Origin of the sequence: Kaistella solincola (assembly GCF_000812875.1) — a bacterium.
GTDB classification, from domain to species: Bacteria; Bacteroidota; Bacteroidia; order Flavobacteriales; family Weeksellaceae; genus Kaistella; species Kaistella solincola.
This window is the reverse complement of the sequence record NZ_JSYK01000001.1, coordinates 1-22,437: the sequence shown is the minus strand read 5'-3', so window position 1 is coordinate 22,437 and position 22,437 is coordinate 1. Positions and strand designations below refer to the sequence as shown.

22 protein-coding genes and 1 other RNA gene are annotated in these 22,437 nt (G+C 40.0%); 16 read left to right on the top strand and 7 right to left on the bottom strand.

All coding sequences use genetic code 11. The annotated features are described in order from the left end of the window. Positions 1 to 31: 31 nt before the first annotated feature. From OA84_RS00115 to pckA, 4 genes are all read left to right on the top strand, one after another. Complete coding sequence (locus OA84_RS00115; protein ID WP_039340597.1) at positions 32 to 1,945, top strand: amino acid ABC transporter substrate-binding protein; 1,914 nt, start codon at positions 32 to 34, stop codon at positions 1,943 to 1,945. 53 nt (positions 1,946 to 1,998) lie between these two features. Beyond that, positions 1,999 to 2,874: an ACP S-malonyltransferase gene (fabD, locus tag OA84_RS00110; protein ID WP_039340596.1), complete on the top strand. Its 876-nt coding sequence runs from the start codon at positions 1,999 to 2,001 to the stop codon at positions 2,872 to 2,874. Positions 2,875 to 2,880: 6 nt separating this feature from the next. After that, positions 2,881 to 3,798 (top strand): GYDIA family GHMP kinase, encoded by a 918-nt coding sequence (locus OA84_RS00105; protein ID WP_039340594.1) that lies wholly within the window; start codon positions 2,881 to 2,883, stop codon positions 3,796 to 3,798. A 110-nt stretch (positions 3,799 to 3,908) separates the two neighbouring features. Further along, positions 3,909 to 5,513, top strand: coding sequence for a phosphoenolpyruvate carboxykinase (ATP) (gene pckA, locus OA84_RS00100; protein WP_039340591.1), 1,605 nt, complete (start codon positions 3,909 to 3,911; stop codon positions 5,511 to 5,513). A gap of 201 nt (positions 5,514 to 5,714) precedes the next feature. Here the strand turns inward: pckA and ssrA are convergent. Next, positions 5,715 to 6,113: a transfer-messenger RNA gene (gene ssrA, locus OA84_RS11285) on the bottom strand. A gap of 488 nt (positions 6,114 to 6,601) precedes the next feature. Between ssrA and OA84_RS00090 the strand changes: the two genes are divergently transcribed. The 3 genes from OA84_RS00090 to OA84_RS00080 all read left to right on the top strand — a co-directional run bounded on the left by OA84_RS00090 (position 6,602) and on the right by OA84_RS00080 (position 8,967). Next, a complete protein-coding gene (locus OA84_RS00090) occupies positions 6,602 to 7,399 on the top strand; it encodes a hypothetical protein (RefSeq protein WP_039340998.1) in 798 nt (265 codons plus the stop codon). Then, positions 7,399 to 8,154 (top strand): carboxypeptidase-like regulatory domain-containing protein, encoded by a 756-nt coding sequence (locus OA84_RS00085; RefSeq protein WP_039340587.1) that lies wholly within the window; start codon positions 7,399 to 7,401, stop codon positions 8,152 to 8,154. The genes OA84_RS00090 and OA84_RS00085 overlap by 1 nt, the downstream gene beginning before the upstream one ends. Positions 8,155 to 8,235: 81 nt before the next feature. Continuing rightward, positions 8,236 to 8,967 (top strand): SIMPL domain-containing protein, encoded by a 732-nt coding sequence (locus OA84_RS00080; RefSeq protein WP_039340585.1) that lies wholly within the window; start codon positions 8,236 to 8,238, stop codon positions 8,965 to 8,967. 94 nt (positions 8,968 to 9,061) lie between these two features. Here OA84_RS00080 and OA84_RS00075 read toward each other — a convergent pair whose 3' ends face one another. Beyond that, a complete protein-coding gene (locus OA84_RS00075) occupies positions 9,062 to 9,574 on the bottom strand; it encodes a GNAT family N-acetyltransferase (protein ID WP_039340583.1) in 513 nt (170 codons plus the stop codon). Between the two features lie 13 nt (positions 9,575 to 9,587). Beyond that, a complete protein-coding gene (locus tag OA84_RS00070) occupies positions 9,588 to 9,809 on the bottom strand; it encodes a PspC family transcriptional regulator (RefSeq protein WP_039340995.1) in 222 nt (73 codons plus the stop codon). A 213-nt stretch (positions 9,810 to 10,022) separates the two neighbouring features. On the opposite strand from OA84_RS00070, the gene OA84_RS00065 reads away from it, so the two are divergent. The 5 genes from OA84_RS00065 to OA84_RS00045 all read left to right on the top strand — a co-directional run bounded on the left by OA84_RS00065 (position 10,023) and on the right by OA84_RS00045 (position 13,624). Next, complete coding sequence (locus tag OA84_RS00065; RefSeq protein WP_039340580.1) at positions 10,023 to 10,640, top strand: hypothetical protein; 618 nt, start codon at positions 10,023 to 10,025, stop codon at positions 10,638 to 10,640. A gap of 113 nt (positions 10,641 to 10,753) precedes the next feature. Further along, on the top strand, positions 10,754 to 11,044 hold the full coding sequence (locus OA84_RS00060) for a winged helix-turn-helix domain-containing protein (RefSeq protein WP_039340577.1): 291 nt from the start codon (positions 10,754 to 10,756) through the stop codon (positions 11,042 to 11,044). A gap of 105 nt (positions 11,045 to 11,149) precedes the next feature. Beyond that, positions 11,150 to 12,520: a DUF4153 domain-containing protein gene (locus tag OA84_RS00055; protein WP_039340574.1), complete on the top strand. Its 1,371-nt coding sequence runs from the start codon at positions 11,150 to 11,152 to the stop codon at positions 12,518 to 12,520. A gap of 1 nt (position 12,521) precedes the next feature. Continuing rightward, a complete protein-coding gene (locus OA84_RS00050) occupies positions 12,522 to 13,043 on the top strand; it encodes a hypothetical protein (protein WP_039340571.1) in 522 nt (173 codons plus the stop codon). A 71-nt stretch (positions 13,044 to 13,114) separates the two neighbouring features. Then, a complete protein-coding gene (locus tag OA84_RS00045; protein ID WP_039340568.1) occupies positions 13,115 to 13,624 on the top strand; it encodes a hypothetical protein in 510 nt (169 codons plus the stop codon). A 199-nt stretch (positions 13,625 to 13,823) separates the two neighbouring features. Here OA84_RS00045 and OA84_RS00040 read toward each other — a convergent pair whose 3' ends face one another. After that, positions 13,824 to 15,899, bottom strand: a complete 2,076-nt coding sequence (locus OA84_RS00040; RefSeq protein WP_039340566.1) for a protein-disulfide reductase DsbD family protein — start codon at positions 15,897 to 15,899, stop codon at positions 13,824 to 13,826. Between the two features lie 36 nt (positions 15,900 to 15,935). Further along, positions 15,936 to 17,228, bottom strand: a complete 1,293-nt coding sequence (gene tilS, locus OA84_RS00035) for a tRNA lysidine(34) synthetase TilS (protein WP_039340564.1) — start codon at positions 17,226 to 17,228, stop codon at positions 15,936 to 15,938. Positions 17,229 to 17,317: 89 nt separating this feature from the next. On the opposite strand from tilS, the gene OA84_RS00030 reads away from it, so the two are divergent. The 4 genes from OA84_RS00030 to OA84_RS00015 all read left to right on the top strand — a co-directional run bounded on the left by OA84_RS00030 (position 17,318) and on the right by OA84_RS00015 (position 20,912). After that, the gene (locus tag OA84_RS00030) at positions 17,318 to 18,154 is read left to right on the top strand and encodes an OmpA/MotB family protein (RefSeq protein WP_039340562.1); all 837 of its coding nucleotides are present in this window, start codon (positions 17,318 to 17,320) and stop codon (positions 18,152 to 18,154) included. 103 nt (positions 18,155 to 18,257) lie between these two features. After that, a complete protein-coding gene (locus OA84_RS00025) occupies positions 18,258 to 18,905 on the top strand; it encodes an O-methyltransferase (protein ID WP_039340559.1) in 648 nt (215 codons plus the stop codon). An 11-nt stretch (positions 18,906 to 18,916) separates the two neighbouring features. Next, the gene (locus OA84_RS00020) at positions 18,917 to 19,618 is read left to right on the top strand and encodes a C40 family peptidase (protein ID WP_039340556.1); all 702 of its coding nucleotides are present in this window, start codon (positions 18,917 to 18,919) and stop codon (positions 19,616 to 19,618) included. 46 nt (positions 19,619 to 19,664) lie between these two features. Next, positions 19,665 to 20,912 carry a 3-deoxy-D-manno-octulosonic acid transferase gene (locus OA84_RS00015; protein ID WP_039340553.1) on the top strand — a complete coding sequence of 416 codons (1,248 nt, stop codon included), beginning with the start codon at positions 19,665 to 19,667 and terminating at the stop codon, positions 20,910 to 20,912. Positions 20,913 to 20,922: 10 nt separating this feature from the next. Here the strand turns inward: OA84_RS00015 and OA84_RS00010 are convergent, their stop codons facing one another. Both OA84_RS00010 and OA84_RS00005 read right to left on the bottom strand, forming a co-directional pair. Continuing rightward, complete coding sequence (locus OA84_RS00010; protein WP_039340550.1) at positions 20,923 to 21,534, bottom strand: hypothetical protein; 612 nt, start codon at positions 21,532 to 21,534, stop codon at positions 20,923 to 20,925. After that, entirely contained in the window at positions 21,534 to 22,286 is a 753-nt protein-coding gene (locus OA84_RS00005; protein WP_039340528.1) for a glycosyltransferase family 2 protein, read from the bottom strand. Before OA84_RS00005 ends, OA84_RS00010 begins: the two co-directional genes overlap by 1 nt. Between the last annotated feature and the right edge of the window lie 151 nt (positions 22,287 to 22,437).

The following is a 22,437-nucleotide window of genomic DNA, read 5'->3' as shown; positions in this document are numbered from 1 at the left end:
AGCAGTATTTTTGTACATATTTATCTTGAAGATGATCAAAAAGTTTTTTCTATTAGCCGGCCTCACGGTATTTACCTCGCTTTCTGCGCAAAAAACGCATACCGTAATTAAGGGCGATACTCCTTTTAATATTGCGAAGCGATACGGCATGACCGTGGACGATCTGGTGAAACTAAACCCGTTTGCAAAGGATGGTAAAGTGGCGATCGGCGATGTTTTGGTGGTTTCAAAATCGTCGGTAAAACCGGACATAAAAACAGTTTATTCTACCGATAAATTAGGTAAAATTGTGCTTAAACCTAAGCAAACCATTTACGGTATTACCAAACAATACCAGATTTCCGAAGCGGATTTAAGAAAATTAAATCCGGAACTCGATTCACACATGAAAATTGGTGATGAAGTGATTTTACCGTTGGCTTCCATCCAAAAATTTGGTGATGCTGCGCCTGTTGCCGTGGCTGTTGAAACAGAAAAAACACCGGAGTATGATGTTGTTGTCGCTGAAAATACCCAAACTTCAGTAGCTGAAAGTAACGATGGAAATTCTTACACCGTTCAGCCAAAAGACAATTATTATAAGATTACGCGCAAATTTAATCTGACCCAAAAGGAACTTTTTGCACTGAATCCAGGTTTGGAACAGAAGGGTTTACAGCCCGGCGACGTGATTTCTGTTCAAAATAAAATTGCAGAAAAAACAGCCGTAGAGCAGGGAATAAATCAAAATACTACAACTTCAGACGATACCACAAGCACGACGATTGCCGACGATTATGTGACTTACGTGGTGCAACAGGGTGACACGGTTTTCGGTCTTTTAAACAGATTTGGTGTTACGCTTGATGACTTGATCCGTTTGAATCCGAATTTAAGCCAAGGCTTAAAAGTCGGAATGGTTTTGAAAATCAAAAAACTGGATGACGTCTACGTGAAAAAATCCGGCGACGTGTTGAACGTTGTCTTGATGTTGCCTTTCGGCTTTGATACCAACGATTCCAAATACAGAAATCTTTCGCTTGATTTCCTTGCGGGTGCAAAACTAGCAATTGAACGCAACGCGAAAAGCGGTAAAAAACTCGACATTAAAGTAATTGATGCCGGGAATGAGAAAAGTTTTAAAAACTCGCTGACGCAAATCAACCAATCGAACACCGATTTAATTATCGGGCCGTTCTTTAAATCCAGCGTACTGGAAGCTTTAGATTATGTAAAAGCGCAAAAAATTCCGGTTGTAGCGCCATTTGCAAATTCTGATGATCTTTTGGTTCACAATAATTTAATCATCATTGAAACCAATGAAATGGTTTACGTAGACCGTTTGGTAAAAGAGGTGAAAGATGCGTATTCTGACCAGAAAATTTATATTGTGGCAGATGCTGACCAGTCTTTAGCCAAATATATGCGCACAAACCTGGAAAAAACGCTGAAAAATCCAAATATCACAGTGGTGAAATCTTCTGCAGACATTCAGCCGGATAAAAATATGATGACCGGACAGGCCGCACCGGTAATCTCGATTTTGCTGAATAAAGATGAAGCTGCCGGCGATGCTTTTGCCAACCGCTTAATGGATATTTCCAAAGAAGTTTCCGGCATGAAGGCTTTCAGTATGTACTATTCGCCGCTGTTTGAGAAAAATGTAGATGAACTCAGCCAAAGCAGTCTGGTTTATTTGATGGACCGAAAAATTGATACGGATGGCGATTTTGAAAAAGAAATTTTAGCTGCTTATAAGGCTAAATATTGTAAAACGCCATCGAAATACGCCGTAATAGGTTTTGATGTGGTGAACGATATGCTGAGCCGCGAAAACAAAAAAGGTGAAATTTTCAAGCAAATGAACAAAGTTCAGACACAGCTCGCGACCAAATTCGAATTTGAAAAAACCAAATCCGGTGCTTACGTTAACAAAGGTTACCGCGTAGTTCGCTTAATTCCATAAAGAAATTAAAAATTTAATTAGAATCAATTTCTAATCGATCTGTAAAAAAATATATGAAAGCACTTGTATTTCCTGGGCAAGGTTCACAATATGTCGGTATGGGAACGGAATTATACAATTCCCGTAAAGACATCAAAGATTTAATGGACTCTGCCAATGATATTTTGGGATTTGATATTCTCTCGGCGATGTTCCGCGGAACAGAGGAGGATTTGAAAAAAACCGAAGTTACCCAGCCCGCTATTTTTATTTATTCCGTAGCAGCTTTGAAAGCCGTGAACGGAAGTTCGCCAACCATGGTGGCGGGCCATTCTTTAGGAGAATTTTCTGCCTTGGTAGCGAACGGAGTTTTAAGCTTTGAAGATGGTTTGAAACTGGTTTCCACACGGGCAAAAGCCATGCAGGAAGCCTGTGACGCCAACCCAAGTTCGATGGCGGCAATTCTAGGTTTAGCGGACGAAATCGTGGAAAAAATCTGCGAAGAAACACCCGGAATTGTTGTTCCGGCAAATTATAACTGTCCCGGGCAACTCGTGATTTCCGGTGAAACAGCAGCGGTGGAACTTGCTTGCCAAAATTTAAAAAATGCCGGTGCTAAACGCGCTTTGTTGCTACCGGTAAACGGCGCTTTTCATTCACCATTAATGTTGCCGGCGCAGGAAAAACTAGCGGAAGCTATTAACAATACCAAATTCTACAAACCGACCATGGATGTTTACCAAAACATTACCACCGTGGCGGTTGAAGATCCGGAAGAAATTAAGAAAAATCTTATCGCGCAGCTTACCGGTCCTGTCAGATGGACGCAATGTGTGCAAAATATGATCAAAAAAGGAGCGACTTCTTTTGTGGAAGTTGGTCCCGGAAAAACGCTTCAGGGTTTGATTAAAAAAATAAACAGCGACGTTACTGTTTCATCTGCAATCTAAACCAAAATGAGTACGATTTTTTCACCCGGAAAATTACTGCTCACCTCCGAATATGTCGTTCTAGACGGCGCTTTAGCTCTTGCTCTTCCAACAAAAATGGGGCAGGAGTTTTTTGTTGAAGAAATTCCCGACGGAAATTCAATGATTTACTGGACGGCGCTGCACCAGGTACAACCGTGGTTAGATGCTGAAATCGATTATAAAAATTTGACGCTAAAAAGCACAAATTTACCGAAATCGGCAGAATTTATTTTGAAGGTAATTGCAGAAATTAAACGGCTTTCTGTTGCTTTTTTCAATTCTGATTTGTCTTTCAAAATCACTACCAACCTGCAGTTTCCACCGGATTTCGGTTTGGGAAGCAGTTCTACTTTGATGAATAATCTGGCGCGATGGAGCGGCGTTGATGCATATGAACTGAATGAAAACTGTTTGGGTGGAAGCGGTTACGACATTGCGGTGGCGCAGGAAAAATCTGCAATAATTTACCGAAATAAGCCGGAAAAATTCGTACAAAAAATCGAATTTAATCCAAGTTTTAAGGATGAGTTGATTTTCATTCACCTCAATAAAAAACAGGACAGCCGCGAAGGCATTTCGCTATACCGCAGCAAAGAAAAATTACCTGTTATAATCGATGATTTTTCCGAAATTACAAACCGTGTTTTAGAGGCAAAAACGCTTGAAGAATTTTCAGCTTTAATGATTTTTCATGAAGAAAAACTTGGAAACTTTCTTGGACTTCAAACCGTAAAAGAAAGACATTTCCCGGACTGCCCGGTATTTTTGAAAAGTCTGGGCGCCTGGGGCGGCGATTTTGTGCTGAGCCAAAAATTCCCCGCTTATGAGGCCTATTTTCGCGAAAAGGGTTTTTCTACCATTTTCAATTTTAAAGATTTAATTGCGCAAAACGCACATAATTAGCTGATTAAACTTAATTTGGAGTTTCTGATGAATATCAGTATTTTTAGAACTTCTTACTTAACATTAATCATTAAATTTGTGTTTTACCCAAAACTGATATAAAAAGTAAAATGAAGAACAACAAAATTACCGAACAACTGCAAAACTTAGGGCTTTCTGGCTACGAAGAAATTTCCTATAATCCTTCTTTTGAAGAATTGTTTACCGAAGAATTATCACCTAAAAATAAAGGTTTTGAAAAAGGCGCTCTCACTGAATCTGGTGCTATTGCCGTAAAAACCGGGATTTTTACCGGCCGTTCACCGAAAGACCGTTTCATTGTAAAAGATGACATCAGCAAAGATACAATTCACTGGGATGGTAAAGTAAATTTGCCAACCACGCCGGAAGTTTTCCAAAGTTGTAAGGAATTGGTTTTAAGCCAGTTGTCTTCATCAAAAAAAATATATGTGGTTGATGCTTTTTGTGGCACCAACCCGGACACGCGCTTAAAAGTCCGTTTCATTATGGAAGTTGCGTGGCAGGCACATTTCGTGACCAATATGTTCATCCGTCCTTCTACTTATGAATTGGAAAATTTTGGTGAACCGGATTTCGTAGTGATCAATGGTTCCAAAGCCACCAACCCGAACTGGAAAGAGCAGGGTTTAAATTCTGAAAATTTCGTAATGTTCAGCCTTACTGAAAAAATGCAGATTATCGGTGGAACATGGTACGGTGGTGAAATGAAGAAAGGAATGTTCGCGATGATGAATTATTACCTTCCGTTAAATGGGATGGCTTCAATGCACTGTTCTGCAAACGTAGGTGAAGACGGTGATGTTGCGTTATTCTTCGGCTTGTCCGGAACAGGAAAAACTACACTTTCTGCTGATCCGAAAAGATACTTGATCGGTGATGATGAGCACGGTTGGGATGATAACGGCGTTTTCAATTTCGAAGGTGGATGTTATGCGAAAGTAATTGACCTTTCAGAAGAAAAAGAACCGGATATTTTTAAAGCAATCCGAAGAGATTCATTGCTGGAAAATGTGGTGGTTAATGAATACGGCGAAGCAGATTACAAAGACAATTCAATTACAGAAAATACGCGCGTTTCCTATCCGATTTATCATATCAGCAAAATTGTTTTGCCCTCAAAAGCCGGACATGCGAAAAAGATCGTTTACTTATCCGCGGACGCCTTCGGTGTTTTGCCACCGGTTTCAGTGTTGAATGACGATCAGGCGCAATACCACTTCCTTTGTGGTTATACTTCAAAATTAGCCGGAACGGAAAGAGGAATTACAGAACCTCAACCTTCATTTTCGCCAGCATTTGGTGAAGCGTTCTTAACGTTACACCCAACAATGTATTCGAAAACATTGATCGGAAAAATGAAAGAGCACGGAGCGAAAGCTTATTTGGTAAACACAGGCTGGAACGGTACAGGAAAACGAATTTCACTGAAAGATACGCGTGCAATTATTGATGCGATTATCGATGGTTCCATCGATTCAGCAGAAAAAACCATGATTCCGATTATGAATCTTGAAATTCCTACAGCATTACCAAATGTTTCTGAAGGAATTCTTGATCCGCGTTCAACCTACGCCAGCGCTGCTGACTGGGAAGAAAAAGCAAAAGATTTAGCTGCGAGATACATCAAAAATTTCGAGCAGTATTGCGATAATGAAGAAGGCAGAAAATTAGTTGCTGCAGGACCGCAATTATAACATTTCGATTTTAAATAAAAAATCCCCTTAATTGGGGATTTCTTTTTGAATTTATAATATAGGTGAAAGCGCTCTTCTAATTCTCGCTATCGATTGGCGCACATTAATCCAGAAGAAGAAATTTTTACTGAATTTTAAAATCTGGAAATAAGTTGAGCGCAAAAAATAACCGACTGAAAAACAATCGGTTATAATTTTAATGAGTGGAGTTGGAGGGATTCGAACCCTCGTCCAAACAAGCAACACATAAGATTTCTACATGCTTATTCTGCTATTGGTTTTCGTGTAAAAGCAGAGAGCAGACACCCAACTTTTACCTTAGCTTCTAATTTTTTCGAGTTCTGGCCGAAGCCTCCAAAACCTTATTTCCGCATTGCTATACCCCAAAATCAGACGTCGCGAAACAGAACTTCTGTGGGATATCTTGCCTCCGTACTGTCTTCGGGAGAACGCTAAATCTTACTATGATTCGGATTAAGCAGCAAGAGCAAACTCTTGGTCGCCAGTTAAAATTTTGTAGCAAGGGATTAAAGAGATCGCGCTACGGTTCTCTGCATGCTTACTTACCCATTGATCTTGCTGTCGAAACCAGTCAACCCCAATATATAAGACTGCAAAGATAAGCAAATATTTTGCCGTATTGCAAGTGGTAATTTGGGCGTAACCTTTCGGCGGAAATTGGCGCTCGCTTCGCTCGCTCCCATTTCCACCTTCAGGTCGGGCTTTCCGTTGCAATTCCTCCCCGCCGCGGCGGTCCGGGATTTCCACTGCAATCCCTTACGCGGATCTCGCACCTTTTCTAAGGGTCGTCAAATTTTACCTGCTCTATAACCTTTTTTTCAAAGCGGAAATTGGCGCTCGCTTCGCTCGCGCCCGAACAGCAGAAATAAATTTTACCTGCTATTTCGCCCTTTTTTTCAAAAAAAAATGCCCGATAGACAGCTAATAATTAAGACTTTTAACAAATTTCAATTGCCGAAATCTTAAAAATATCACAAATGCGGTTAAAAAGAATTAAACTTTTATCGCAGAATCCTAAAACCGTTGCAGCAGGTGATTTTCAGGTTATTTTTACGCAAATAAGCTGTATGAAAATAAAACTATTTTTTCTCTTTTTCTTCACCATTTCCGCCGCGGCATTTTCTCAGCAATATGTCTTTGGGAAAATCGCCTCGGAGTTTGATAACGCGCTGGAAGATGTTGTGGTCTACAACATCAGATCCGAAGAAAAAATACTTTCAGACCGTTATGGCAACTTTATGATTGCAGCGAAAAGCTACGACGAACTGCGCTTTATAAAAGGCGGCTATGACCGGAGTTCGGTTAAAGTATCAGCGCAGAATTTTTCAGCACCGCTGAACGTTATTTTGTATAAATCACCTTATGACATTGCCGAAGTTGAGCTGAAACCTCAGTTTACCGGAAACCTTCGCAAAGATGTGCGCTCTTTGGACCAGCCGGCGAAAGTTGTGGCGCTTAATGCTTCTCTTGACGCTTATATGCGCAAACCATCCGCTACAGTGGCACCAAAACTTACAACACCATCCGCTTTTGCGGGCCCTAATTACAGCGCAGGACAGGTCGACGTTGTCAAAGCTGTTGCTGCGCTGATCGGCCTTGCGAACAAGGCGGCAAAGTCCGGACCTACAACTGCCAATTATGCCGAAACTCAGGCTTTCTACCGCCGCGTAAAAAACGAAATCGATTTAAGCTTTTACACTTCCCAGGGCTGGGACGAAGAGCAGATCGATAAATTCCTAATTTACGCAGATGCTTCTTATTCTTTAGCAAAAAAATACCGCAAAACTTTCGATGTTGAAGCGATAAAAAACGAGATGAAACTGGCGTATCAGCAATACGTAAAAACGCATAAAACCGGCTTTTAATGTTTCGGATTTTTTTGCTGCTGTTTACCCTTATTTTCTCGAATTTTTTTTCCCAGAAAATCACCGGTCTTGTGCGCGATGAAGACGGAAATGCGCTACCTGCAACCTTGGTTTTCAATATGGAGACGGAACAGAAAATTTACACCAGTTTAGCCGGAGAATTTTCTATTGATGCAATTGCCGGTCAGGAACTTCGTTTTGTGCGTGCAGGTTTTGAGCGAAGTTCAAAAATCATCAGCGCCGCTGATCTCGATTCAAAACTGATAATTACACTTGCGCGCGACGCCGCTGAAATCGAAGAGGTGAAAATAGTGCGCTTAACCGGCGACATTCAGCAGGATTCCAAAAATCTGGCAAAACAAGACCGGATTTCTCAACTGCAGCAGGAAATCGGTGTGCCGCTGCCGCCAGAAAAACCACGCGAAAAACCAGCAGATTTTAAAAAAGATGTTGTCGGGAATTTGTTAAATTTGGCGGTAAGTCCACAGGCGGTGTATGATTTACTCAGCGGCGATGCGCGCCGCATGAAAACCGAATACCGTTACGAAGATATGCAGGACAATATCGCCTGGATTTTGGCTCGCGTTGATGAAAGCTATTTCACCGAACTTGGTATTTCGCCGGAAAAAAGCAAAGCTTTCGTGCAGTTTTCATTGGGTATTGAACCTGAAATTTCCCGCGCGGTAAAAGCCAGAAATCTGTCAAAAGTGCTGCTCTATTTCGAGCAAACCTTACCAAAATTTTTAAACCGTTAAAAATTCACGCCTGTTTTGGCAAAATTTTCCTTTTTGTATTTCTTTAATTCTTAACTTGTTTTGCTTTAAAAAACGAAAATCATGAGCAGAAATATCATCGCTATTGCCATTGCAGCTTTAGGTTTTATTATCGGTTTAGCACTTTTGGGCAGCGCCATTAAAAACCGGAACAAATCCGAAAACACCATTTCGGTTACCGGACTTGGAACCAAAAAATTTATCTCTGACCTTATCGCCTGGAACGGAAATTTTTCGCGAAACAGTTTTGAGCTGAAAACCGCTTACGACGAGCTGGCCAACGATAAAAAAATCATCGAGAATTATCTGGTATCAAAGGGAATTCCGAAAAACGAGATGGTATTTTCTGCGGTAGATATTCAGAAACAGTTTAATTATTCCACTGATAATATGGGGCGTAGCCAGCAGACTTTCAATGGTTATCGGCTTTCACAGCGCGTTTCAATTGATAGTAAAGATGTGGCGAAAATCGAAAATTTATCCAGAAATATCACCGAAATTATCAACCTTGGCATTGAATTTACCTCATCACCACCGAATTATTTCTATACCAAACTCGCGGATGTTAAACAACAGATGATTGCCGATGCTACAAAAGACGCGAAACATCGCGCGGAGAAAATTGCTGAAAACGCTGGCGCAAAGTTGGGTAATCTTAAAAAAGCAACCATGGGAGTCACGCAGATTACAGAACCGAATTCCACCGAGGAATTTTCCTACGGCGGAACATTCAATACCTCATCCAAAGAAAAGGAAGCCAGCATTACCATCAAACTGGAATATGAAGTCGATTAATTCGTGACAAATAAAATTAGCTGCTATTTCAGGTAATTTTCCCGTTTTAGCAGCTTATTTTTTACCAGCTTATTTTTAAGCAAACTGCTAAATATCAGCGGTAAACCACATCGTAAATTTCCTCCTTGATCCAGTCGGTTTTTTCGGGTTTCCAGTTCGCGAGAAGCCAAAGATTCAGCGCGTGTTTGCCTGCATCGTACGGCGGCTGCACATAATTCTCATCGATGATGTTAAAACCGTTTTGTTCGTAAAAAGAAATCCTGCGTTTTGCGTCCTCATCTAAATCTGACGGTTCGGCTTCGAGAACGATGTGCAGATACTTTTTAAACAGATCAGCAAGAATTTCAGAACCATATTTTTTGCTGCGGAACTCTGAAAAAATTTCAAAATGTTCCAGGAAAACAAAATCCGTCATTTCCCAGCAAATCAAGTAGCCGATGTTTTCGAGCTCGCGTAAAACCGAATAAACTTTCACTTTCGGGTTCATAAAAAGTCCGCGGAACTGCTTTTCACTGCGCTGTTCGTCCGCGGGAAAGGTCTCGCAGTACGATTTATATATTTCCAAAGCACGAAAATCATCGTGCTGACTGATTTCTAAATATTCCATTTAAAGTAGAGAATTACAGGTCGAAAACGCTCGGTCGGCGCGTGATAAACATATCTTTTACCCAAAGTGTAAAAGCAAGACCCAGGTAAATTAAAAAGAAAACGCCGGCGGTGGCGAAAGTGGAGTAGATGAAAAATACGCGCAGTTTGGAAACCGGAATCCCTAGTTTTGCGCCCATTCTGGTGAGAACGCCAAACCATTGGCGCTCCAAATTATGTCTTAGATTAGTGAACATTTGTTTCATAATAAAACGTAAAGATAATATTTTTATCGGCGGTTAAAACGAGATTTTTAGCAGGTTTTGCTCGAAATAAATTAAGTTTTCACCATTATTATTTTAATTTACAATTTTCGACCCAAATTTGGTTAGAATTAGGAATTTAAAATATTTAAATAGATTTTGCCGCTGCGCGGAAATTTATAACTTTGACGTTCAAAGTGCTTTTTTATGGAATCAAAAAATTATCACGACGATCTTTCGCACATCCGCTCGATGATGGAACGCAGCTCGCGCTTTATTTCTTTAAGCGGAATTTCCGGTATTGGCGCTGGCGTAGTTGCGCTTGTCGGCGCTATTTACATACATTTCGTGCTGCAGCAGAATAACATCAGCTATTTCGACGGTAAAAAAAATGTTTTCAGCACGGAGCTTATTACGGAGCTTGCGCTTATTGGTGCGGTGATTTTGCTTTTGGCGGTATTTAGCGGCTATTTTTTCACCAACCGTAAAAGCAAAAAAATCAACCAACCGATTTGGAATAAAACCACCCGGCGGATGCTTTCTGATTTCGCAGTTCCGCTTTTTGCAGGTGCTGTTTTCTGTTTCGCACTGCTGTATCACGGTTTATTGCTGTTTATTGCGCCTGCTACGCTTATTTTTTACGGTTTAGCTTTGGTAAACGCCGAAAAGCACACATTGAATGACATTAAATATCTGGGTTATTGCCAGATTATTTTAGGTTTGCTGTCGCTGTTTTTCCTCGGCTGGGGTTTGGTTTTTTGGGCCGTAGGGTTCGGTATTTTACACATCGTGTACGGTGCGGTGATGTACAAAAAGTACAAATAACTTTAAAAAAGTAAAAAAAAACCGCTTTTAGCAGCTGATTTTTGCTTTATCAAATAGTTACTTTAAAATCTTACCGGTTAGCGCACATCAGCACATTATATTAAATTCAGGAAATGCTAAACATCAATAAACTCAACAAGGAATTCGAAAGTCGCGTCAGACTTGGCATTATGTCGGTGTTGATGGTGAACGAATGGGTTGATTTTACCGAGATGAAAAACCTGCTGGAAATCACAGACGGTAATCTGGCAAGTCACAGCACGGCCTTAGAAAAATCAAAATATATTGAAGTTAAAAAAGAATTTGTCGGAAAAAAACCAAAGACGTCTTACCGCGTAACCGCGTCTGGTAAAGAGGCGTTCCGGGAACATTTATCGGGACTTGAAAAATTATTGGGTAAGTAAACCCTTTTTTTTAAAATTGCGCTTTGAGATACAAAGCACTTTGACTATATTTGTTTTTTAATTTTGAAATAAATAGGACAATCAGAATCCACAAAAAATTAAACCATGAAAACACACCAGCTTATTTTGCTTTCCACCGTACTCTTTGTAACCATTTTTTATGGTGAAGATTTGGGACTTAATTTGGGTATTTTGGGAATCTTCTATGCCGTGCTCGCACTAGTAACATCACCTGAAAAGCGGCGAGACCCCATATTTTTAGTATTGTTTGCAACTACTGTATTTTCCAGTATGGCATTTGCGTGGTTTGGTGACTTTGCGTCTTTTTTAGCGGTTTTCACCTCTGCTTTCTTATTGGCATTTCAGAAAAAACGTCAGGATTTACGGAACATTCTAGTCATTCCGGTTTTTGTATTAAATTTTTTTACCTTTCCTTACCGTTTTTTACAGTTCGAAGATTGGTTGCCGAAAAATGACCGGATGGAAAGCTTCAAAAAAGTAATTGCAGTGGTGCTCATTCCTTTGCTTTTGATCGTAGCATTTGTCGGCGTTTACGCTTTAGGAAGTGAACATTTTTCCTCTGTCTTTTTGGATTTTAAAATTGATTTCAACTTTTGGCAATTTTTTGTGCTGGGCGTATTAGGCTTGTTTTTGGCGTTCAACTTTTGGAATTTCCACATTCCTCAGTTTTTTCACTCTTTAAATCATCATCTCAAAAATGAATTTTCCAGCGAACCAAAAAACACGCGACCTGCTTTTCCGTTTTTGGATCTAAATACCGAAGTGAGAAGCGGAATTATTTCTTTTACCGCTTTGAATGTTTTGTTGCTTATTTTTATTATTACCTTTAATTACGAGCAATTTGTGGAAATTTCTAAAACGCCATCGCAGCTTTCCGCCGAAACCCACAATAGGGTGTATGCGGTGATTGTGTCTGTCGTGATGGCGGTTTTGGTGATTATGTTTTATTTTAAAAAAGGTTTAAATGTTGACCGTAATTCAAAATATCTAATAACTCTTACTAAAACCTGGATTTTTTTAAATGCCGTTTTAATTCTTTCAGCCGCCGCAAAAAATGCTGAATATGTCCTCAATCTTGGATTCACCTATAAAAGGTTGGCAGTTTTCGCTTTTCTGACTTTATCAATTATCGGTTTGATAACCACCTTTCTTAAAATTCAAAATAATAAGGCCAATGCCTATATTTTCAATCATATGGTTTGGTACTTTTACGGAACAATTTTGGTTTCCAGTTTTTTCAACTGGGGTGCTTTTCTTACTTCGCAGAATTTGAAAAAGAACAATTTTGATCTTCATTATCATTTACGGTCCGTAAATTTTAATCAAAAACAATTACTACTATTTGCTGTAAAAAAGGGTGATTTAAAACTGGCACAAGAACTTGAAAAAAAGATTGCAGAGGAAAAACGTAAACCGTTTTTATCGAAAATCATTTATTACCACAAATTTAACTAAAATGAAAAACGCAATTTTAATTTCCACGCTTTTGCTCATGTCATGCAACCAAAAAGAAACCGTTTCCGAAACTTCTACAACCGGCGATTCAACTACAATTCCTGCTACATTAGACACGCAACCAACGCCCGCGCCAGATAGCGGTATCGTGGTAATTCCGGAAAAAGCACCGAAGGTTTCGCCAACTTTTCGCACTGTAGAAAACGGCAAAATCACCAAAACCATCAGCGCTGATATGCTGCCGCTCACGCTTAACGATGAATTCACCACTGAAAACCAGGAATACATCATTAAAATAAAAAATTTCAACCGTCCGGAAATTTTCGGTGCTATTTCGCCCGAAAATCCGAAAATGAATATCCGCTTTAACCAAATCAGGTTGCCCGACGGCAGTTTAGATGGACCTTTCGGCCGCGAAATTACCTATGAAATCCCACAAAAAGGCGAAATTTGGCTGCTTATCGGTAAAAGCAATATGGCATCGGGTGAGATCACAGGGGAATTCTCCGTTTTCCTGAAGTAGGTTAATGTTCTGTTAATTTCAATCGTTGGTATAATTTCTGTGGCTAGGCTTTACAATCCAAAATTTATACTATGAAAAATTTATTTTTTGCCGCAGTGGCCGCCACAGCATCACTTACGGCTTGTAGCACCGTTTCCTCGATTTTACAGAACACTTTTCCGTACACCGCTACGGTTTTGGTTACGGCAAATTCGCCGGTTAATACCACATTGTCCACCGTTTCGCCGGCGCAAAGCATCAATCAGCTTACAGGCGCAGGTGCAAACGTGAAAGACATCCGAGTTACCAACGCGAGTCTCTCCGTAGATTCAAACACTAGCATGGGAATTTTCTCCTCGGTGAAAGTTTATCTTTCCGGCGGAAGTTCGGGCGAAGTTTTAGTTGCGTCGCGTGAATCCATTCCGGATAATGTTGGAAATACTTTGTCGCTGGACATCAACACTTCACAAACTTTAGACGCGATGATGCGTTCCGGCGCGGTACAGCAAAGATTTGTTTACGTCTTGAAACAGTCTCCAACCACCGATGTTTCAGTAAAAACTTCGATTGGTTTCAGCAGCGTTCCGGTAACAAATCCGTAATTTTTTAGAAGCAACAAGATTTTACATTCTTCGAAGATTTGTACCGGCTTTCACTACTCGCTTTTTTTGGCGGCGGCGAAGCCGCCGCCAAAAAGAGCTCAGACACGCCGTTCAATCCGGGCTAGATGAAGATTTGTCATTCATATCACAAAAAAACCGACTGAAACGTCGGTTTTTTTCATTTTTAGCTATAAGCTCTTTATTTATTTTTCTTGAAATATTCAATTCCGCAAGTTAAAAAAGCTTTGAAATCTTCTTTCGGCATATATCCGGAAACAGGAGTGTTGATGACTTTTCCGTCCGGCGAAACCAGTACGTAATGCGGCTGCGAATTGTTATTGAAATTAATTTGCTGGAACAAGCTCCATTTATCGCCAATGGTTTTAATTTTCTTTTTCTGGCCATTACCCATATCGATTGAAGTTTGCTCGCTTTCCGGCAAGGCTTCTTTGTCATCGATATAAAGTGACGCCAAAACCACTTCGTTTTGCAGAATTGGTAAAATATCCGGTTCGCTCCAGACGAATTCTTCCATTTTACGGCAGTTTTCACAACCATAACCGGTGAAATCAATAAGCAACGGTTTGTTTTCTTTTTTCGCGATTTCAATCGCTTCAAAATAATCGTGCGACGGATGCATTCCTAAGATTCCATCTTCTTCTTTGTGAAGGTAACTCACGTTAATCGGTGGCAAAATTCCGCTTAAATGTTGAAGCGTCGGTCTTTCCGCCGGGAATAAACCTTGGATCAGGTAAACAATAAAACCGATTCCGAGGAAACCAATAATTTTTCTCGTAAGCGAAATCTTAGGTTTTTTATCATCATGCGGAAATCTTATTTTCCCAAATAAATACAGCACCAAACCAATCGCGATTAAAATCCAGATGACGATGAAAAGTTCTCTTTTCAAGAAGAAGGTTTTCGAAACCAAGTCCGCTTTCGACAGGAATTTCAAAGCAAGTCCAAGCTCGATGAATCCTAAAACAACTTTTACGGTGTTCATCCAGCCGCCGGATTTTGGCAGACTTTGCAAAGCTTGAGGAAACAGCGCTAAAAGTCCGAAAACGATTGCCCAGCTTAATCCAAATCCTGCCAGAGCAAACGTCAGCAACATCGGGATATTTGCTGAACCTGTCACGGCACTTCCCAGTAAACTTCCTAAAATCGGTCCGGTACAGGAAAATGACACGATGACCAAAGTCAGCGCCATAAAAAATATACCAACAATTCCGCCGGCATCTTCCGCTTTTGAAGATTTATTCGCAATGGAACTCGGTAAAGTGATGTCGTAGTAGCCAAAAAAACTTCCCGCAAAAAAGAGGAAAATAATAAAGAAAGCTACGTTCAGCCAAACACTCGTGGAAATTTGGTTGAAAATATTTCCGGCAATTCCATCAATAATATGGAAAGGCACACTTAACAAAACGAAAATAAGCAGGATAAAAAAGCCGTAAATAAAAGCGTCGCGCTTGCCTTTCGCTTTGTCTTTCGAGCCTTTAGTGAAAAACGAAACCGTAAGCGGAATCATTGGGAATACGCACGGGGTAAGCAAGGCAATAAGTCCACCGAAAAAGCCGAGAAGTAGATACGTCCAGAAATTTTCATTGTTTTCCTGCGCTTCAACTCCGCAATCAGTCATCGGATTTTTAAAATCCAGTGAAGTAACCTTTAAACCTTCCTGTTCCACTTTTATCGGTGAAACAGTCGTGGCAACTTCACCTGTCGCCGGAAGAGAATCCATTTCGGTTGCGGTTTCTGTCGAAGTCGGTTCAGCTGCACTTTCTTCAGGTGAAACCACTGCAACTCCGGTCGCTGTGGGCGTAATTTTTTGCTCAAATTCCAGCGTATTCGGCGCAAGACAAACGCGGTCGTTACATGTCTGGTATGTAATTTCGGCGGTTACAGTCGCGGGTTTTGCATTATTTTTAAGCTTGAATTTCTGTTTGAATAAAACCAAATCCGAATAATAAACGATTTGTGCACCAAAAGCTTCGGAGAATTCATCGTGCTTTTTACCGACTTCAGTAACGCCGCCGATCAGCTGAATACCTTCTTTGCTCGAAAGCAACATTTCGGTAGGAATCCCGGAATCCGGCGGTAAATCTTTGGAATAAATATGCCAGTTTTTCTCGATGGTGGCGGTTAAAACTGCTTCATATTCGTTGTTGGGAAGGGAATTAATGTTGTATTTAAATTTTACAGGATCTTTTATCTGCGCCGTGATTCCCTGAAAAAGGAAAAGAACGGCCAAAATCAGCCAATTTTTAAATTTCATTTCTACTTATTACTTTTTGGTGTTCTGCGGAAAACACTATATTTTTATGTTAAAACATTCAGCATCAGACTTTTTCGCTGCAAATCTGCGGTCCTGGCGAAAGGGAAGAATTCCCAGAATATCGTCTTTTCCGTCGGTTAAAAGCCAAATTTTTTGCTGCGCTAAAATAGGCAATTTTTCATCCTTAAAAAATTTAGCGATTTTCTTTTTGCCTATCATCCCGATAGGATGGAAAACGTCGCCTTTTTTTGCATGTCTCAGTTTTAACGGAAATTTTATTTTTTCTGAACTAAAATTCCAGCTGAAAGTGCCGAATTTTTCAATTTCTGTTTTAATTTTTTCGGGGATAAAAGCAGCTTTTTTTTCGTTTTTTAAAGTAACTTCCTCGTCTTTTTCGATTTCATCTTCTTTTGTGGTGATGATGAAATCTTTGCGGTCAACGCTGAGCACGTGACTTTCTGAAATGAATTTTTTTCCGGTTTCAGCGGCCAAAATTTTAGCAAATTCTTTTTTTGAATTGAAATTGTAGCGCCGCAGAATTTCAAACTGAACAAAGCTGGTTTGATGAAAAAATTCCGCCTTATTCAGCAGGATTTTTCCGTTTTCTAATACCGAAATTTCTGTCCAGATTTTATCCAGATTTTCTTCGATGAAATCAGCGCTTTGGTTGAGGTATTGTAAGCTTCTACCGAAATTTTCCAGGAAATTTTCGTTAATTTTTAAAAGCTGCGGCGTAACTCCATTCCGGATAAAATTGCGCAAATAATCATTTTTCTGATTTGATAAATCTTCCCGAAAAAGCACGGCATTTTTTTCCGCGAAAGCGTAAATTTCCTCTTTAGAAAAGCTCAGCAGCGGCCGCAGAATTTTATTATTATTGGCAGGAATTCCGCTTAAACCCTTAATTCCGGAAGCTTTTGAGAGATTAATAAGAAAAGTTTCCAGCTGATCATTGAGGTGATGTGCCGTCACCGTGAAATCGAGCTTTCTTTCTTCTTTAATTTTATTGAAAAAATTGTAGCGTAAATCGCGCGCCCATTCCTGGATTGAATTTTCCGGCTGCTGATCTTTTTCGCTAACGCGGTAAACGTGCAGAAAAATACCGAGCTTTTTACAGGTTTTTTCTACAATTTCCTCATCCGCGTCCGAATCCTTTCCGCGTAAACCATAATTTACGTGCGAAACTTCAAATTTCAAATCCAATTCTGAAAATAGCTTCAAAAGCACCATGGAATCGCCGCCTCCGCTCACCGCCAACAAAAATGTCTTGGCTTCGAAATCCGGTGCAATTTGCTGCAGAGATTGCTGAAAAGTGGTTGTATTTAGCAACTTTAAGGTTATTTTAAGGAATATTTAGCAAAGATAATTCTTCTGTTCAAAACGATTTCTCTATTTTTGGTTGATTAAACAGAATTATTATGAAAATAGCGAAATTAGGTGTCGTTCTTGGAGCGGCTTTAATGATGACCTCTTGTGTGAGCAAGAAACAGTTTGATGCCCTGAATGAAAATTATAACCAATGTATCACCAACGTAGGTGAAAGACAGCGTGAAATTCAGGATTTGAAAAGTCTTAATTCCGGTTTGGCCAGTGAAAATGCGCTTTTGAAAGGTCAGAATGACGCACTGAAATCGTCTCTTGATGCATGTTTGGCGAATACAGGGCAAGGTTCTAAAAACATCACCGAACTGATTGGAGAAATTAATTCTTCTAACAAATACATCAAACAACTGATTTCGACCAACGCGAAAAATGATAGTCTGAACCTTGCTTTATCCAACAAGCTGAAACGTTCACTGGATAACATCGCGGATAACGACGTACAGGTGAAAGTTTTGAAAGGCGTGGTAATGATTTCGCTTTCCGACAAAATGCTGTATAAAACAGGAGATTATAATGTGTTGCCGGCAGCTCAGGACGTTCTTGGAAAAGTTGCGCAGGTAATTAATGATTACGATACGTATTCAGTTTTAATTGAAGGTAACACCGATAATGTTCCTTTAAATTCTTCAACTTTACCAAAAGACAACTGGGATCTTTCTGCACTTAGAGCGACTTCTATGGCGAAAATTCTTCAGACTAAATTTGGTGTAAACCCAGCGAGAATTACGGCTGGCGGACGTAGCGAATACAACCCGAAAACAACAAACGCTTCAGTTTCCGGACGTGCTGAAAACCGCAGAACGGAAATTATCATCATGCCGAAACTGGATGAATTTATGAAATTAATGGACATTGCGCCGGTAAAAAATTAATACATTTCATTTTTGAGATTTTTTAAAGCGTTGCCAGAATACCTATTCTGGCAGCGTTTTTTTGTTTAAAATGCTTAAATTTGGTTTTAAATAAAATTTGGAGATGAGTTTTTTCGAAGAAAATTGCCCCGAAATTGACCGTTATCTGGAAAATCATGCTTCCGCGGAGCCGGAAAATTTAAAGAATCTGCGCCGCGAAACTTTTCAGAAAACCACGCAGCCGCATATGATTTCCGGTTATTTGCAAGGCAGATTTCTTTCGCTGATTTCCAAATTGGTTTCACCGGAAAACATCCTCGAAATCGGGACTTTTACCGGTTACGCCACACTTTGCCTCGCCGAAGGTTTAGCTGCTGAAGGGAAAATCACGACGTTAGACATTAATGAAGAACTCGCGTATTTGCCGAAAAAATATTTTGCTGAAAGCGAATTTTCTTCTAAGATTAATTTTCAGTTAGAAGACGCAAAAACATTTTTGAAAAAAACTGATGAAACCTTCGATTTTATTTTTATCGATGCGGACAAGGAAAGTTATGTTGAATATTTCAACCTGCTGAAAAAAAAGCTGAAAAGTGGTGGTGTAATTCTGTTTGATAATGTGCTGTGGTACGGAAAAATCCTTGAAGATAACCCAAAACAGAAATCTACGAAAGTCATCCAAGAACTCAACGAACTGGTTGCAAAAGACGCGGATTTCGATAATGTAATTTTACCTTTGCGCGACGGCGTACATTTAATCCGTAAAAAATAACTGTTTTCACTATGAACAAAGGAATTTGCACGGTTTCCGTCGCAGCATTACGGAGCGAACCTTCGCACCGTGCCGAAATGACTTCTCAACTGCTTTATGGCGAAACGGTAAAAATATTGGCAATTGAGGGGAAATTTTTAAAAATCCAAATGGATTTCGACCAATATGAAGGTTGGGTGGATGCGCAGCAAATTTCCGAGATTTCAGAAAATGAAAATAAAACAATAGTTCAGGAAACGTTTTTAAATTATTTAACATCCGAAGGTGAAATTCTACTTTCCATCGGAAGCGAGATAAAAGCAGAAAATCCTGCCGTAGAGCAGCCAAAAAATATCATTGAAACCGCGATGAAATTTTTGAATGTGCCGTATCTCTGGAGCGGACGAAGTTTTTTCGGGATAGATTGCAGCGGCCTTGTTCAGCTGGTTTATAAAGTTCACGGCATTGCTTTGCCGCGCGACGCGTATCAGCAGGCAGAGATTGGTGAAGTTTTAAGTTTCGTGGAAGAAAGTCAACCTGGCGATTTGGCTTTTTTCGAAAATGAAGAAGGCGAAATTGTGCACGTCGGCATTTTGCTGAATCATTATGAAATCATTCACGCATTTGGAAAAGTACGCATCGATGCACTGGACACGACCGGAATTTTCAATAAAGATCTGAACAGACACACGCATAAACTTCGGTTTATCCGAAATGTTTTACCGAACAATTAAATTTTTTAGGAGCTATTTTCATACTTTTTGCTGAAAAATCCGGACCGTGAAAACCATTTACAACATATTAGTCAGCCTCTTAATCACCGCGATGAGAATCGGTGCGGTGTTTAATTATAAGCTGAAAAAAGGGCTAGCGGGTCGCCGCCAAAGTTGCGAAATCGTAAAAGCGAAGTTTTCTAGTGACGATAAAATAATCTGGATGCACGCCGCCAGTTTAGGCGAATATGAACAGGGTTTGCCGGTTTTAGAAAAACTGAAAAAGGAGTTTCCGGAGCACAAAATTTTGGTAACATTTTTCTCGCCGTCGGGTTATGACCACATCATCACCAAAAAAAGCATTGCCGATGCGGTGTGTTATTTACCTTTCGATACCGATAAATGGGTGAAAGAATTTACTTCAAACTTTAAAACCGATATTTTTTTCACCGTCAAATATGATTTTTGGTACAATTTGCTGGATGAACTGAAAAAGCAGGGCGCAGAAATTTATGTGGTTTCGGCTTTGTTTTACGAAACGCAGGTTTTCTTTAAATTTTACGGGAAATGCTTTGTAAAACAGCTCCGGGAAAATGTAGATTTCTTTTTTCACCAGACCACGCAATCTTCTGCCCTGGCAAAAAGCATTGGCTTAAAAAACTCCATAACCGCGGGCGATACGCGCTACGACAGAGTGAAGCAGCTTCGAGAGCGCGATAATACAGTGTCGCACATTGCTGAATTTATTGGCGACCAGAAAACGGTTATTTTCGGAAGTTCCTGGGAAGCTGAAGAACGGATTGCAGAAATACTTTCGGTGAAAAATCGAAACCTTAAAATTATTATTGCGCCACATGACTTGAAACGCGTTTCGGTGCTGCAGACTACTTTCCCAACGGCGCTTTTGTATTCCCAATTTTCGGATAAAAACCCGCTGAGTTATTCCAATATTCAGGTTTTAATCATCGACTGCATCGGTTTGCTTGGCAATTTGTATTCTTATGGCGACCTGGCCATTGTTGGCGGAGGTTTTCATTCCAAAGGTCTTCACAATATTTTAGAAGCTGCAACATATGGAATTCCGGTATTTTTCGGTGATCAATTCAGGAAAAACCCGGAAGCTGATGGACTTATCGCACATAATGGCGGAAAATGTTTTGAAGACGAATTCTTTGCCGCGCCGTATCTTTTAGGTTTGCTGAATGATGATGTTCTTTTGAAAAAAATGGGCGAAAATGCGGCAAATTTTATTAATTCCCAGCCAAACGCTTCCGAAAATATCGTAGATTTTGTTCTTAAAAATCACCGCATTTAGCGGCAAATTTTTACCGCAGCAAACCTTCGCTTTTTATCTCTTTATAAATCAAATCGATTTGGTCGGGAATATTTTCCGGGTTCAGCCATTTTAAAAATAAGCCGTTATCCAGGGTAATTTTTTCCAAATGATCATTTGCCAAAATCTGTGATTTCACATCATTGAAATACGGTTTCAAATCCAGAAAATAATCTTCATCGAGTTTTGTGGTTAAAATCAAAGATCGGAAAAGTTTATTCAGAAAATAAATATAAAGTTTGTACTGGTCGCCGCTTTTTGAACTATTTTTCAAGGTTTCGCTGATCAGCATTAAATTCAAAGAAACTTCACCAAATTTATCAGACGTAATCTTCACGTGCTCCGTGATTTTAGAACTGATTTTCCGGATGTTCGTGAGGAAATATTTCGTTCTGCCGAAACGTTTTGCCCCCGCAGAAACTTCTTTAATAATCAAATCCTGCATTTGCAGCCTTTTGTCATCCGCAGTTTCCGGATCAATCAATTCAAAATACAGCCGATGCGCTAAAATCCGGTCTTTTTTCAGCAAACGAAAAATAAGTTTATCTTTTTCCTTACCCGAAAATGCGGAAATCGCTTCCTTAAATTCCTTAGAAAATTCCATCAGTTAAATATTTTTGAATATTTTAGAAAACCGTTCAGCGCCCAGTTTCCCGTAAAATACAGCGATTTAACCACAGAAAATTTCATGTGGTCTTTGTACACCAAATATTGATCTTTCATAATATTTGTTTTTTTGCGCGACACGCTGCTGCCGTGCATGCGGTATTTCGCCATGGTTTTGTTCAAAGGCTTCGCCACGGGAATTTTTTTCAGCAGATTCAGCCACATCACATGATCTTCGCGCTTGCTGTCGGTTGGGAAATATTCTTTGCCAACTCGTTTGGAATCGTACATGGAACTGAGCAAAGAAAGCCGGCAGGTTTTCAGCAAATTACCGAAGGTTACGATTTTTTCCGCCTTAAAATCGGCAATTTTTGGAATTAAATTTTCATCGCAGCGCGCGTAATTTGAGTACGCAATTTCACAGTTTTCAATTTTTATAAAGGCCACCATTTCTTCCAGAAAGTTCGGTTCCCAGAAATCGTCCGCGTCCAGAAAAGTGATAAATCTGCCGGTAGCTTTTTCCAAAGATAAATTCCGTGTTTTTCCGGCACCGCCATTTTTTTCAGTAACCGTTAATTTTACCCGCGGATCAGCGATTTTTTTAATAATTTCAACCGAATTATCGCTTGAGCAATCATCGGTAATCAGCCATTCCCAGTCCGAAAAAGTTTGATTCAGCACGGACGAAATGGTTTCCGGCAGAAACTTCGCAGAATTGTAACAAGGCGTGATGATAGAAACTTCGGGCATAAAAATTCCGGGCTTTAAGCAGGTAAAATTACAATATTTATTTGGCGTTGTTTGGGCATTTTTTTTCGGGGCGGACATTTCGTGCTATCCGCTATTACTCCTCGGTTGGCGGCTCCGCTTCGCTCCGCCGCCGCCCTGCGGGGTAGCCGCT